Here is a 13476-nt window from a genome sequence, read left to right as displayed (position 1 = left end):
GGCATGTCCAGGATGCCTTCGGGTCCGGCGGGAGGAACGGCATTCCCCGGAAGCCCCGGAAGCCCGGCAAGCCCCGGAGGCATCGGCGGCTGGAACGGAAGCCTCGGCACCAGCCGGGACCCGGCCACCAACCAGGGCGGGCTCCCGCAGCAGCAGCAGCAGCAGCAGCAGCTACCGGGCAATGCGATTGGCGGCACCAATGCCACGGTTCCGGACAACGGCACGGCCAGCCAGCGGCTGCAGGCGCCCACGCCCGCCATATCTCCGGGGGACTTCGCCGTTGTGCCATCGCCCGGCGCACTGGCACCCTCCACTTCGGGCGCACCGAATGCGCAAGCATCTGCGCGCATTGCCACCACCACCGCGCCCGACGCGGCGCCGCCCTCGTCGCCTGCGCCCTCGCCCGCCATGGCCAACGTCCCCGGCCTGACCGCCGGGCCCCGGCTCTCGCCCTCCACCGCACCGCTCCAGCCCGCCCCGCCCGTCATTCATTCGGCGCCTGCGGTGCCCACCATTCCGTTCTCCGTCGAAAGCGCACCGGCACGCAAGGCTGCGCCAACGACCACAACCGAAGCCACCGCCGCTGCGGCCGATCGCGCACCCGCGACGCCGTCGAAGCCCGCCGTGCGCACGCCGGCATCCGAACCGCCCCCGACCGCCGCGGCGGCACCGCCGCGCGCCGCCACGGAATCGGAACGCGCGCCGCCGGCCGCCAGCGCGCCGCAGGCAAAGCCCTCCGCCGAGACCACCGCCGACGTCGAACGCCCCGCCACGCGCGGCCTCTTCGGCCTCGCGCCCGCGCCCTTCGTCGAAGGCGACTTCATCGCCGCCGTCCACACGCGCGAAGGCAGCTGGGTGGTGGTGCAGCCGGTGCCCGAGTCTTTTCCGAACGCATGGCAACGCCGCGTGCTGCTGTGGTTCCTGATCGCCTCCGCCATCGTCGCGCCGGCGGGCTGGCTGTTCTCGCGCCGGCTGGTGCGGCCGATTGCCGGCTTTGCGCGCGCCGCCGACCAGCTGGGCCGCGACCCGGCCGCCCCCGTGCTGGCCCTCGAAGGCCCCGCCGAGATCGGCCGCGCCGCCCAGGCCTTCAACCGCATGCAGGCGCGGCTGCGCAGCTTCGTCGACGACCGCACGGTGATGATCGGCGCCATCAGCCACGACCTGCGCACGCCGCTCACGCGGCTGCGCTTTCGCATCGAGGACGTGCCCGACGAAGTGCGCGCCGGCATGCTGGAAGACGTCGAGGAAATGGAGCTGATGATCGGCTCGGTGCTCAGCTTCATCCGCGATGCGTCGGTGGTCAGCGCGCGCGAGCGCATGGACTTCGCGAGCCTGGTCGAGGACGTGGTCGAGCAGGCCGTGTTCGTCGGCAAGGACGTGCTGCTGCTGCAGCGCACCGAGCACGCGCAGGTGGAGGTCGACGTGATCGGAATGCGCCGCGTGCTCGACAACCTCATCGAGAACGCCGTCAAGTATGGCAACCAGGCGCGTGTGCGCCTGTTCATCGACGGTCCCGACGCGGTGGTGGAGATCAGCGACCGCGGACCGGGCCTGCCGCCCGATGAGCTGGAGCGCGTGTTCAAGCCCTTCTATCGCACGCCGCAGGCCCGCTCCTCACGCGCCGCGGGCAGCGGCCTGGGGCTGGCCGTATGCCGGTCGATCGCGCGCGCGCACGGCGGCGACGTGGTGCTGAAGCCGGGCTCGCACGGGCTGCTGGCGCATGTGCGTGTGCCGCTGGCGCTGGATGCACCGCGCCGCGAGGTGCCGCCCCTGGAGCACAGCGCCTCCTCCTGCTGATTCGGCACAAAAAAAAGGGAGCGGCGCTCCCTTCTTTGTCTTCGTGCGGATCAGTCCTCAGAACGCGTGGCGGATGCCGAAGTCGTAGCCGGTCGACGAACGCGGCAGGCCCGAGAAGCCCACGCCGGTGCTGCCGTAGCCCGTGGTGCTGGCCGACACCAGGCTGCCGGTGTAGTTCACGTCGTTGCGGTTGTTCACGCGTGCCACCGTCGCGTACAGCGCCGTGCGCTTGGAGAGGTTGTGCACGTAGCCGACCGCGAGCTTGCGGGCCAGCGGGTCCTCGCCCGTGACGCCCGCGGCGCCTTCGTTGTAGCGAACCTGCGAGTACGCCACGCGGATCAGGCCGGCGCCCACCGGAACGGTCGCGCCGATCAGGTAGCCGTTGTAGCTGTCGTGCGTGTCGGCCGCTGCCGAGTAGTCGAACTTGTTCTTCACGTTAGACAGCTCGCCGAACAGCTTGACCGGACCGAAGTCGTACGAAGCGCCCAGGTTGATGGTCTGCACGCTGCGCTCCAGCGCGGCGGTGTCCACGGCGGTGCTGCGGCCCACGCCCAGCGCGATGTCCAGCGGACCGTTGGCATAGCCGAAACGCCCGCCCACGTAGCGGCCGGCGCTGCTGCTGGTCGCGGCCGTGGTGCTGGTGGCGCTGGTGCTGGTGTTCTCGGCAAAGCTGTACTGCAGCTGGCCGTAGAAGCCGCCCAGGTTCGGCGGCAGGAAGTAGCCCACCGAGTTGCTGGCGCGCACGTAGTTGGCGTTGTTGATGGTGGTGTTGCCACTGACGGTGCTGATCACGTTGGTGCCCGAGCCGTTGGTGCCGAACGGATCGAAGACGGTGTCGTTCCAGAAGGTGGGCGTGTAGTCGCGGCCCAGGCGCAGCTCGCCGAAGCCACCCGACAGGCTCACGGTGGAGCGGCGGTTGAAGGTGGACACGCCGGTGGCGCCGTCGTCGTTGGTGATGGGCGCTTCGAGCCAGAAGCTCGCGGCCAGGCCGCCGCCGAGGTCTTCGGTGCCGCGAAAGCCGATGCGGCTGGAGTTGTAGCCGGAGTTGCCCAGGCTCCACTTGCTTTGCTTGTTCGACAGGCCCGTGACGGTGTCGCGCGCGGTGTTCGACTGGTAGGTCACGCCGGCGTCGACGACACCGAACAGCGTGACGGACGATTGGGCAGAGGCCAGGCCGCAGACGGCCAGGGCAGCGAATGCCGTGAGGGATTTCTTCATTCAGGTTCTCCGGTTTCAGGTGTGATGCGGCCGCTCGGTATCGACCGGCTGTACGCATGGTTTCGTTCAAATCCGGAGGAAATTGGTAGATCCGTTTTCCGTCGCACCGAGTGTTGTGCGCGCACGTCAGACATGCGCCGACGCAATGAGCGAAGTCTTTGCATGGGTCCTTCAAATTTCTCCCAATTCGTTTGAAAAGATGTGCGCATGCCGAAGCCGCGACTCCCGCGAGTCGCGCAATCCTTGAAGTTCGAAGGAGCCTCACATGACCACTGCCTTGCACAAAGCCCCCTCCCGTCCCTTGCTCACGCTGGCCGGCCACGGGCATGCCCAGCCGGGATCCGACGCGCACGCACGCCGCTCGTTTTCCATCGACGACGCGCAGGCGAACAACACGGCGACCATGCTGGCCGTGCAGCAGCTCACCAGTGCATTCGGGCCCGCGTTCGGCCGCTTGCACGTGCGGCAGGACCTGGTCATTCCCATGTACGAAGGCAGCGCCGTGCCCACCGCCCGCTTCGACGTGACCCTGGTGTGCGAGGCCGGCATTTACCTGTTCGAGGTGAAGGGCTGGCGCAACGCGGTGGTCTACCGCAAGACATCGGCGCGTGCGCTGCCGCGCTGGTTCCTGCGCCAGCACGACCACTCGCTGGCACGCGAGGTGAAGGACCCCGCCTGGCAGTGCGGCCGCAAGACCACGCACCTGCGCAACCTGCTGCCGCCAGACCTGCGGGTGCAGTACTTCGTGCTGCTGCCGTGCGAGGGCGTAGAGCTCCAGGGTGTGATGCCCACCGCGGTGATCACGCCGCAGGACCTGCCGTACATCGCCCGCGTGGCGCGCAACAACGGGCACAACGACCACGGCTATCCGCTGCTGGACGATGCCGCGATCGACCGCACGCTGCGGCTGCTGGACGGCCTGCAGGGCGACCTGACGCTCGACGACCACATGCGCAACAGCCGCGAGAACGGCCGCGAAAAAAGCGCGCGCGTGCACATGCGCCCCGCGCATCCCGGCGCGCTGAATCTGCAATGACACGATGAGCCGGATCCTGTTGGTGGAGGAAGGGCGCGACGCCGCGTCGGTGCTGCACGAAGAGCTGCACCATGCCGGCCACGAGATCGAGCACATCGATGACGGCGCCGTGGCGCTGCATCGCATCCTGACCGAGCCGCCCGCTCTCACGCTGCTAGACGTGGCGCTGCCGCACGTGAGCGGGCTGCAGATCCTGGAGAAGGTCCGCGCGCGCAGCGACCACCCCATCATCATGCTCACGGCGCGCGGCGAAGAGGCCGACCGGCTGCGCGGCTTCGAGCTGGGCGCGGACGACTACGTGTGCAAGCCTTTTTCGCCGCGCGAAGTGGCGGTGCGCATCCACGTGGTGCTGCGCCGCTATGCGCAGCGCCAGCGCGTGGCGCGCCCGGTGGTGCCGATCACCTTCGGCGCGGTGCGCGGCTGCGCGATCCTCGACGGGCACTACCTGCCGCTGACGCGGCGCGAATCGCTGCTGCTGCGTGCGCTGTCGCAGGAGCCGGGGCGCGTGCTCACGCGCTCGAAGCTGCTGGAAGCAGCCTTCCCCGAGGCACTGGACGTGAACGAGCGCGTGGTCGACACGCACATCAAGAACCTGCGCAAGAAGCTCGCCACCGTCTCGGCGGCGCACGACTGGATCCGCTCGGTCTACGGCGTCGGCTTCGCATGGGAATCCCGCACCCGGCAGGACGCCTGAACCCCACCGGCCTCCTGGAACGCTCCTTTGCTCATGAAATCACGCTGGCGCGGCTGGCCGCTGCCGTCGATGGCGCTTTCGCTCATGCTCCTGCTGCACGCCCGCAGCGCCATCGCGCAGGAAACGCAGCAAGGCTGGATCGACGCCCCCATGACGCTGCGGCGCACGCCGCAGCTGGCAGAAACCATTCCCCCGGCCGAGCGCGGCATGCACCCCAGCCTGGTCGAGGGCGACCGCCTCTCCGGCCGGCCCGACCTCGAGGTGGTGGTGGAAGGCGACGCATCGCTGCGGCGCGGCGAAACCCGCATCACCGCCGACCGGCTCACCTACCAGCCGCCCGGCGACCTGGCCACGGCCACCGGCAACGTGCGCCTGAACCAGGCCGGCAGCGTGTACGAAGGCCCGCAGCTGCAGCTGAAGGTCGAGAGCTTCGAGGGCTTCTTCGAGCATGTGCGCTACACGCTGCTGGGAACCGGCGCGCACGGCGACGCCGAGCGCATCGACTTCGTGGATGCGAACGTGTCGGTGGCGCGGCATGCCACCTACACCACCTGCCTGCGCGAGAACTATGCCGGCTGGGTGCCCGCGTGGATGCTGAGCGCCGTGACGCTGACCACCGACAACCAGGCCAACCTGGCCACCGCCACCGACGCGCAGATCAGCTTCCTGGGCCTGACCACGCCTTCGCTGCCTTCGGTGAGCTTTCCGCTGAACAACGCACGCCAGAGCGGCCTGCTGCCGCCGGTGATCGGCTTCGACACCACCAACGGCTTCGAGTACCTGCAGCCGTACTACTGGAACATCGCGCCCAACCGCGACCTCACGCTCTACCCCGAGATCATGAGCAGCCGCGGCGTGAACCTGGGCACCGAGTTCCGCTATCTGGAGAAGAACTACAGCGGCCAGATCCGCATCGACGAGATGCCCTCCGACAGCCTGCGCGACCGCAACCGGTGGGGCCTGTGGGCAAGCCACAACCAGAAGCTGGACCCCAAGCCCTTCGGACTCGATTCGCTGAGCACCTCGTTCAACATCAACCGCGTGAGCGACGACGACTACTGGCGCGACTTCTCGCACACGCCCACGCTGACCTCGCGCCAGCTCACGAACGAGGCCGACCTCAACTGGACCAAGGGCGACTGGAGCGGGCAGGCACGCACCCTCTCCTACCAGACGCTGCAGTACGCGGCCTCGCCGATCACGCCTTCATACAACCGGGTGCCGCAGGTCACGGCCAACTACACCAAGTACGACTGGCACGGGCTGGACGTGTCGGGCACGCTGGACTACACGCGCTTCCAGGTCGACTCTGCCTATGCGCCCACGCTCAACGGCATCAAGCAGCCCGACGGCGAGCGCGTGGTGGGCAACCTGCAGATCAGCCGGCCATGGGTCACGCCGGGCGGCTACGTGATCCCGAAGCTGCTGCTGCACACGGCCTCCTACCAGCTCGCGTCGCCGCTGGCCGATGGCCGCACCAGCATCACCAGCGTGGTGCCGACGGTGAGCCTGGACAGCGGGCTGGTGTTCGAGCGCGACGCCAGTCTCTTCGGCAGCGCCTGGCGCCAGACGCTCGAGCCCCGCGCGTTCTACGTGCACACGCCCTACCGCGACCAGAGCCAGCTGCCGGTGTACGACACGGCCGCCAATGACATCAGCTTTGCCACGCTCTATACCGAGAACGCGTTCTCGGGCAACGACCGCGTGTCGGACACGAACACGCTCACCACCGGCGTGACCACGCGGCTGATCGACCCTGTCACCGGCGCGGAGTCGGCACGCTTCGGCATTGCGCAGCGCTTTCGCTTCAGCGACCAGAACGTCACGCTGCCGGGCGGCACGGCCGTGACCGATCATTCGGGCGACTTCATCTTCGGCGGGCAGGTGCACTGGAACCCGAAGTGGAGCATCGACGGCCTGGCGCAATACAACATGGACACGGGCAAGTCGACGCGCGACGCGCTCACGCTGCGCTACACGCCGGCGCAGTACCACACGCTCACGGCGGCCTTCAGCTATCAGGCGGACAGCACCTCCACGGCGAACGACGGCACGAAGACGGTCGACTTCAACTGGCAGTGGCCGCTGAGCGACCTGACGGGCGGGCTGATGGGGGGCAAGTCGGCAACGGACCCGGGGCGCTGGTATGCGGTGGGCCGGCTGAGCTACAGCCTGCACGACCGTGCGTTGTCGGACAGCCTGGTGGGCGCGGAGTACAACGCCTGCTGTTGGGTGGGGCGCATCGTGCTCGAGCGGCTGGTGACGGGTCGAACCACGCCCGATACGCGGCTGATGTTCCAGATCCAGTTCAACGGCTTCGGCAACATCGGCTCGAATCCGACGAGCACGCTGCTGCAGAACATCCAGGGGTATCAGCCGCTGAACCAGTCTACGCAGCAGCCTAGCCGGTTCACCAACTACGACTGAGGGCTCTTGTTCAGGGCGTGTGCACAGGCCGCCGGGTACTCCCCTCCGCGAATGTCCCCCGGCCTGCGGCCTCCTCCTTTATTTCGCTGCGGGGAGCACCCGACGCCCTGCGCACAACGAGCGCCGTCGCTGATTTGGTCGATTTGTTGGCGCTCTGCGGGACTTCATGCCGCGCGTGTCGGCTGATTCGCGGAGTTCTTCTCTAGAGTGAATGCCCCTGTCACTTGAGACCCCACCAAGGGGAGAAGAAAGGCGCACACCCCCAACCACCCAGCGTTTGAAGGCTGCTTGCCTCGCGGCAGGTCGTCGGTGCGAAAGCAGCGATGCAGATGCGAGGTATCAAAGGCGACGGCCGGGGTGTTGGAGCACCCCGACCGTCTAACCAAGTTCGTGCAACAACCTATCAGGAACCGCACAAAAATGGCTACCAAGACTATAGCCCGGCCAACTACGCCGGTAGCTTCCGAAGACAGCGCCCAAGACCCGGCGGATCTTCTTGAAAACACCCTCTCTCAACTCGAAGCTCTCCTGTGGGTGTGCCACGGCGAAGACATCGACTGGTGCAGCGGAGATGGGCCTGGGCGGTTGGACAACCTGCTATGGCTTGCGGCCGAACTTGCCCGCAAGGCTGGACACTTATTCCAGCTGAGCGAGAAAGCGCGACGCGGGGCGCCAACCGTTTCGCGAACCCCACAGCCGCAGTCATAGTGCACAGGGCGCCGGGTGCTCCCCGCAGCGAAATAAAGGAGGAGGCCGCAGGCCGGGGGACATTCGCGGAGGGGAGTACCCGGTGCCCTGTGCACACCGGCCGCCCCTCTCGCGCCGGCCGATCAACAGCCAAGCCGAACGACCGCGCCCCGAACAACACAACCCAGTAAAAAGATCAAGGCAGCAGCTCGAACTTCAGGTCAGCCAGCGGCGTGACCTTTTCTTCGCGCACCATCTTGTATTCGGTGTTCGGCCCGAGCCACTTGGCCCAGATGCGGTCGAGCTCGCCCGACTTCTCCAGCGCATAGAGCGCGCCATTCACCTTGGCCAGCAGCACCGGCTCGTCCTTCTTCATGCCGATGCCGATGGGCTGCAAAACCATCGGGTCCTTGATCATCTTCAGCGCCACGCCCTCGGTCTTCGACTGGTTGACCAGCTTGGTGATGGTCATGGTGTTGGCCACCATGCCGACCGACTTGTTCTGCTGCACCGCCATGAAGGCCGAGCCCGTGTCCTGGAAGGTGACCGGATCGGAGCCGTTCATCTTGATCGACATCTCCGAAGTGGAGCCCTTCGTCGAGCTCAGGCGCTTGCCCTTGAAGTCGGCCTTGGTCGTGCCGGGGTCGGTGGCCTTCACGGCCAGCATTTCCTTGGCCACGTAGTAGGGGTCGCTGAACTGAATCTGCTCGCCGCGGCTCTTGGTGTAGGCCAGGTTGGCAATGGTCACGTCGACGCGGCCGAGCTTGACTTCGGGCACGCGCGCTTCCACCGACAGCGGCGTGACCTTGGCGGTGAGGCCCAGTTCCTTGGCCAGGGCATTGCACAGGTCGACGTCGTGGCCCACCATCTCGCGCGTCTTGGGGTCCGGTGCCGCGAACGGGGGCACGTCTGCGAAGGTGCCGCACTTGAGCTCCTTGCGCTGGCTGATGTCGCTCCACTGGTCGGCGTGCGCGAGCAGCGAGGCCGCGCTGAGACAGGTGCCGAGAACGGCGAGGCGGAAGACGGTCTTGTTCGACATGGTGGGCTCCTGGGAGATTGCGAAAAAGGGAACGACGGGTACTGGACTCAGTGCGCGCGCAAATCCGACAGGAAGCGCTGCGCGCGCGGATGCTGCGGACTGCGAAAGAAGGTCTCGGGGTCGGCCTTCTCCAGGATGCGGCCCGCGTCCATGAACCAGATGCGGTCGGCCACCTCGCGGGCGAAATTCATCTCGTGGGTGACGCACATCATGGTCATGCCGTCATTGGCAAGCCCGCGCATCACCGACAGCACCTCGCCGACCATCTCGGGGTCGAGCGCGCTGGTGGGCTCGTCGAACAGCATGGCCGGCGGCTCCATCGCCAGCGCGCGGGCAATGGCCACGCGCTGCTGCTGGCCGCCAGACAGCTGCGCCGGGTAAGCGCCCGCCTTGCTCGACAGCCCGACGCGCTCCAGCAGCTGCCCGGCCTTGGTCTTCGCATCGGCACGCTTCACGCCGAGCACCCGCATCGGCGAGAGCATGATGTTCTCCAGCACCGACAGGTGCGGGAACAGGTTGAAGCTCTGGAACACGAAGCCGATGCGGCTGCGCAGCCTGTTCAGCGCCGCGCTGCGCATGGGCGCGTGGATGTCCTGGCCGTCGAACAGCAGCTGCCCCGACTTCACTTCCTCCAGCCGGTTCACCGTGCGGATCAGCGTGGACTTGCCGGAGCCGGACGGCCCGCAGACCACCACGACCTCGCCCTTCTTCACCTCGGCATTGATGTCGGCCAGCGCCTGGTAGTCGCCGTACCACTTGTTGATTTCGGAAAACAGGATCATGGTGTCGTCCTTGGCGGCCGCAGGCCGCCCTGCGGGCTGTGGAACGGGCGCGGTCATGGTTGCGTCGCCACGGGGGCCGGAAGCGGCACCTCGCCTTCGGCGGCCTTCACCGGCACCGCGCCGAGCCGCTTGTGCGCGATGCGCCGCTCCAGCCATTGCGCCAGTTGCGTGAGGCTGAAGCACACCACGTAATACGTCAGCGCCAGGATGAAGAACACCTGGAACGGCTTGGTCAGCAGCTGGTTGTTGATCTGGTTGGCCGCGAAGGTGAGTTCCTGCACGTTGATCACGTAGCCCAGCGTGGTCTCCTTGATGGTGGAGATGAACTGGCTCAGCATGCTGGGCAGCATGTTGTAGAGCGCCTGCGGCAGGATCACGAACCACATGGTGCCCAGGTGGCTGTGACCGAGCGCGCGCGCCGCCTCGCTCTGCCCCTTGGGCAGCGAGAGGATGCCGGCGCGCACCACCTCCGACAGGTAGGCGCCTTCGTAGATCACCAGCGTGCACAGCATGGTGGTGAAGCCCGACACCTCGCGCCCGATGAGGATCGGCACCAGAAAGTACACCCACAAAATCACCATGAGCAGCGGCACGCCGCGCACCACGTACACCAGCACGGTGGCGGGCCAGCGCAGCAGCCGCCAGGGCGACAGCCGCGCCAGCGCCAGCAGCACCGATAGCGGAAAGGCCAGCACGATGCCCAGCACCGAAAGAATCAGGGTGGCGACGATGCCGCCGAGCGGGCCGCTGGGGTACTGGCCCACCAGCAGCAGCAGCCAGTTGTCGCGAAGGATTTCGAAGACGCTGTACATCGCTTGCCTCGCTTACCTTGCACCGACGATGCGGTAGCGCCGCGACAGCCAGCCGCCCACGGCCATGATGAGCAGCGAGCACACCAGGTACAGCACGGTGGCCACGCTGTAGGCCTCGAAGGTGCGAAAGCTCTGGCTCTCGATTTCCTTCACCGCGTGCGTGAGCTCGGCCACGCCAATGGCCATGGCCAGGCTGCTGTTCTTGAAGAGCGACACGCTGTGGTTCACCAGCGCCGGCACCGCGTTGCGGATGGCCTGTGGCAGCATCACGAAGCGCATGGAGCCGATGTAGCCGTGGCCCAGCGCACGCGCGGCCTCGGCCTGTCCGGCCGGAATGGCGCGCAGGCCCGAGCGCATGTCCTCGCTGAAGTAGGCGGCCTGGCACAGCCCGAGCGCGACGATGGACAGCCACCTCTCGGCGTTGTTGACCGACAGCCAGCCCTGCAGCGCATCTGGCAGCAGGCTGAAGATGCCGAAGTACCAGAACATGAGCTGCACCAGCGTGGGCACGTTGCGGTGGTAGGAGACGTAGCCGGCCACCACGCGCTCGGCGATGCGGCTGGGCGTGAGCCGCACCACCAGCAGCACCACGGCCATGCCCATGGCCAGCAGCCAGGAGCCGGCCGCGATCTTCAGCGTCTCCAGCAGGCCGTGCAACAGCATGGCGCCGAACTCCGGCTTCAACAGGATCGCCAGCAGGTCGAAGTCCTTCATGCGCTGTTCCCTTGTTGCGTGGCGTGCATCGGCCGGCGGCTCAATCGCGCGGGGTTTCCGGCCGCGTGGTCGACAGGCCGCCCGGCACCTGCAGCGTGGGCGTGATTTCCATGTGGCCCACGTTCACCGCGACGGGCGCGGCAATCGCAAAGGCGATGGCATTGGCGATGTCTTCGGCCTGCGGCAGTTCGAAGCCCTCGACGAAGCGCTTGTAGGTGTCCTCGGAGTCGCCGTGCACGTGCGCGAAGATGTCGGTGGCCACGCGCCCGGGGCAGATCTCGGTGACGCGCACGCGCTTGCCGAAGCAGTCGATGCGCAACTGGCGCGACAGCATGCTCACCGCGGCCTTGGTCGCGTGGTAGGTGCTGTTGCCGCCGAAGTTGTAGGCCGCCGCAATGGAGCTGATGTTGACCACATGGCCGCGATCGCGCGCCGCCATGCCGGGCACGACGAGCCGGCACAGGTGCAGCACGGCGCGCAGGTTCACGTCCACCAGCAGGTCGATGCCTTCGGCGTCGGCCTTGAGAATGGAACCGGGACGGTCCACGCCGGCGTTGTTGACCAGCACGTCGAATTCCACTTCCTTCGCGAGCCGGGTGATGCCGGCGAGGTCGCTCACGTCGATGGCGTGCGGAATGCAGCCGGTGCGCGCGGCCAGGTCGGCCAGCTTGTCGGCGCTGCGCGCCAGCGCATGGACCTTCAGGCCTTCCTTGCTGAGGCGTTCGACGACGGCGGCGCCGATGCCAGATGAGGCTCCCGTCACCAGCGCGGTCTTGTAGTCGGAAAAAGGCATGTCGGGTTCTTTCGTTGAGTGGCAGATGGCTGCCTTGGAATTCACTGTAGCCAGCGCCCGCGGGCGACGCCAAGACGGATTGGCTGTGGAGCGATAAGCCCCCCTTATGTCGCCCGCGATCCGTGCATATGACTAAGGGTTAGCACCATGTTCGTGCCCCGGTGCATCAGCTGGTTTGCCGGGAGATGGGCACCACGCGCCCCGCCTGCTCCACCACGCCACGCACGGCGCGGGCCAGGTCGACGGCACCGGGCGTGTCGCCGTGCAGCAGGATGGAATGCACCCGCATGGGAATCTTCTTGCCGCTGCTGCTGGTGACGGTGCCTTCCTCCAGCAGTTGACGCACGCGCGCCAGCACCGCGTCGCGCTCGTGGATGACCGCGCCGGGCAGCTTGCGCGGCACGAGCAGGCCGTCGTCGCCGCAGGCGCGGTCGGCCAGGAAGGTGGTGCGCACGCGCAGGCCGCAGCGTTCGGCAGCGTCTTCGATGGCGCGGCTGGCGGAGGTGCTGACGGTGAGCGAGGGATCGAAATCGGCCACGGCGCGCACCAGCGGTTCGGCCAGCGCGGCGTCGGCCGCGGCCATGTTGCCGAGCGCGCCGTGAAAGCTCATGTGCGTCATGCGGTGGCCCGCCGTGCGCGCCATGCCGTCGAGCGCGCTGAGCTGGTAGAGCACGTACGCCACCAGTTCCTTGGTCTCGATCTGCATCTGCCGGCGGCCGAAGCCCATGAGGTCTGGAAAGCCCACGTGCGCGCCGACGTCGACACCGCGCTGCAGCGCCATGCGTACGGTGCGGTCCATGATGACCGGGTCGCCCGCGTGGGAGCCGCAGGCGATGTTGGCGGAAGAAACGATCTCGAGCAGGGCTTCGTCCTCGCCCATGCGCCAGGGGCCGAAGCCTTCGCCGACGTCTGCGTTCAGGTCGATGTCCATCGTGAATCCTTGTCTCGATCGTCAGAGGGGGTGCAGGTCGAACAGTTGGGCGCCATAGCCGACTGCGAGGCCGTCGGCCGCGAGGATGCCGTCGACGATGCCGGCTTGCGGTGCGGTGACGGGCAGCAGCAGCGGGCCGATCTTCAGCAGGCCGATGGTCTGGCCGGCTTCGACACGCTGGCCGATGCGGACCAGCGGTACGGCAGCCAGTGGATGGCTTTGCAGGAATACGCCGAGCGAAGGGGCACGGATCGGCAGCCGTTCGGGCTCGGCTTCTTCAGCGGGCAGTTCGATGATTTCGTCGCCCTGCCGGCCAAGGCGCAAGGTGCCGTTTGGCGTGCGCAGTTCGAGCAGGCCGATGTCAGTGTTGGCCAACCAGGCGGCCAGCTGGGGGGAGCGCAGTGCTGTGTCCTGCATTTTTCAGGCTTTCGCTTTTTGGTTCTCTTGTTCGGGGTGGTGCACAGGCCGCCGGGTACTCCCCTCCGCGAATGTCCCCCGGCCTGCGGCCTCCTCCTTTATTTCGCTGCGGGGAGCACCCGACGCCCT

The 13476-nt window shown here is 67.4% G+C and carries 12 protein-coding genes; 4 read left to right on the top strand and 8 right to left on the bottom strand.

Annotated elements, in window-relative coordinates; genetic code table 11:
- The coding region (locus tag AC1RVW_RS29840) for an ATP-binding protein (RefSeq protein WP_493204315.1) at positions 1-1797 on the top strand (1797 nt) is incomplete at its 5' end.
- 57 nt (positions 1798-1854) lie between these two features.
- Here the strand turns inward: AC1RVW_RS29840 and AC1RVW_RS29835 are convergent.
- Positions 1855-3015 (bottom strand): porin, encoded by a 1161-nt coding sequence (locus tag AC1RVW_RS29835; RefSeq protein ID WP_106937007.1) that lies wholly within the window; start codon positions 3013-3015, stop codon positions 1855-1857.
- 265 nt (positions 3016-3280) lie between these two features.
- Between AC1RVW_RS29835 and AC1RVW_RS29830 the strand changes: the two genes are divergently transcribed.
- Genes AC1RVW_RS29830 through AC1RVW_RS29820 form a run of 3 tightly spaced genes read left to right on the top strand, consistent with a single transcriptional unit; the run spans position 3281 to position 7172 of the window.
- Positions 3281-4051 (top strand): nuclease-related domain-containing protein, encoded by a 771-nt coding sequence (locus AC1RVW_RS29830; protein ID WP_081271336.1) that lies wholly within the window; start codon positions 3281-3283, stop codon positions 4049-4051.
- A 4-nt stretch (positions 4052-4055) separates the two neighbouring features.
- Positions 4056-4745: a response regulator transcription factor gene (locus AC1RVW_RS29825; protein WP_081271335.1), complete on the top strand. Its 690-nt coding sequence runs from the start codon at positions 4056-4058 to the stop codon at positions 4743-4745.
- 33 nt (positions 4746-4778) lie between these two features.
- On the top strand, positions 4779-7172 hold the full coding sequence (locus AC1RVW_RS29820) for an LPS-assembly protein LptD (protein WP_493204312.1): 2394 nt from the start codon (positions 4779-4781) through the stop codon (positions 7170-7172).
- Positions 7173-8055: 883 nt separating this feature from the next.
- On the opposite strand, the gene AC1RVW_RS29815 is transcribed toward AC1RVW_RS29820, so the two are convergent.
- The 7 genes from AC1RVW_RS29815 to AC1RVW_RS29785 form a co-directional block, all read right to left on the bottom strand.
- The gene (locus AC1RVW_RS29815) at positions 8056-8898 is read right to left on the bottom strand and encodes an ABC transporter substrate-binding protein (RefSeq protein ID WP_081271333.1); all 843 of its coding nucleotides are present in this window, start codon (positions 8896-8898) and stop codon (positions 8056-8058) included.
- A gap of 47 nt (positions 8899-8945) precedes the next feature.
- Complete coding sequence (locus AC1RVW_RS29810; protein ID WP_081271344.1) at positions 8946-9680, bottom strand: amino acid ABC transporter ATP-binding protein; 735 nt, start codon at positions 9678-9680, stop codon at positions 8946-8948.
- Positions 9681-9733: 53 nt separating this feature from the next.
- Complete coding sequence (locus AC1RVW_RS29805; RefSeq protein WP_493204309.1) at positions 9734-10492, bottom strand: amino acid ABC transporter permease; 759 nt, start codon at positions 10490-10492, stop codon at positions 9734-9736.
- 12 nt (positions 10493-10504) lie between these two features.
- Positions 10505-11206: an amino acid ABC transporter permease gene (locus AC1RVW_RS29800; RefSeq protein WP_081271331.1), complete on the bottom strand. Its 702-nt coding sequence runs from the start codon at positions 11204-11206 to the stop codon at positions 10505-10507.
- Between the two features lie 40 nt (positions 11207-11246).
- Positions 11247-11999, bottom strand: a complete 753-nt coding sequence (locus tag AC1RVW_RS29795) for an SDR family oxidoreductase (protein ID WP_493204307.1) — start codon at positions 11997-11999, stop codon at positions 11247-11249.
- A gap of 166 nt (positions 12000-12165) precedes the next feature.
- Positions 12166-12930, bottom strand: coding sequence for a LamB/YcsF family protein (locus AC1RVW_RS29790; RefSeq protein ID WP_493204305.1), 765 nt, complete (start codon positions 12928-12930; stop codon positions 12166-12168).
- A gap of 21 nt (positions 12931-12951) precedes the next feature.
- Complete coding sequence (locus AC1RVW_RS29785) at positions 12952-13347, bottom strand: acetyl-CoA carboxylase biotin carboxyl carrier protein (RefSeq protein WP_106937319.1); 396 nt, start codon at positions 13345-13347, stop codon at positions 12952-12954.
- Between the last annotated feature and the right edge of the window lie 129 nt (positions 13348-13476).

The organism is Variovorax sp. MPBD4-3 (assembly GCF_058809745.1).
The sequence above is the reverse complement of the archived record's forward strand: the minus strand, read 5'-3'. Positions and strand labels throughout refer to the sequence as shown.

Excerpts from the sequence above, each read along its gene's own strand:
- AC1RVW_RS29820 (WP_493204312.1), top strand. The coding sequence starts at position 4,779 with ATGAAATCACGCTGGCGCGGCTGGCCGCTGCCGTCGATGGCGCTTTCG.
- AC1RVW_RS29785 (WP_106937319.1), bottom strand. The coding sequence starts at position 13,347 with ATGCAGGACACAGCACTGCGCTCCCCCCAGCTGGCCGCCTGGTTGGCC.
- AC1RVW_RS29790 (WP_493204305.1), bottom strand. The coding sequence starts at position 12,930 with ATGGACATCGACCTGAACGCAGACGTCGGCGAAGGCTTCGGCCCCTGG.
- AC1RVW_RS29795 (WP_493204307.1), bottom strand. The coding sequence starts at position 11,999 with ATGCCTTTTTCCGACTACAAGACCGCGCTGGTGACGGGAGCCTCATCT.
- AC1RVW_RS29800 (WP_081271331.1), bottom strand. The coding sequence starts at position 11,206 with ATGAAGGACTTCGACCTGCTGGCGATCCTGTTGAAGCCGGAGTTCGGC.
- AC1RVW_RS29835 (WP_106937007.1), bottom strand. The coding sequence starts at position 3,015 with ATGAAGAAATCCCTCACGGCATTCGCTGCCCTGGCCGTCTGCGGCCTG.
- AC1RVW_RS29825 (WP_081271335.1), top strand. The coding sequence starts at position 4,056 with ATGAGCCGGATCCTGTTGGTGGAGGAAGGGCGCGACGCCGCGTCGGTG.
- AC1RVW_RS29815 (WP_081271333.1), bottom strand. The coding sequence starts at position 8,898 with ATGTCGAACAAGACCGTCTTCCGCCTCGCCGTTCTCGGCACCTGTCTC.
- AC1RVW_RS29830 (WP_081271336.1), top strand. The coding sequence starts at position 3,281 with ATGACCACTGCCTTGCACAAAGCCCCCTCCCGTCCCTTGCTCACGCTG.
- AC1RVW_RS29810 (WP_081271344.1), bottom strand. The coding sequence starts at position 9,680 with ATGATCCTGTTTTCCGAAATCAACAAGTGGTACGGCGACTACCAGGCG.
- AC1RVW_RS29805 (WP_493204309.1), bottom strand. The coding sequence starts at position 10,492 with ATGTACAGCGTCTTCGAAATCCTTCGCGACAACTGGCTGCTGCTGCTG.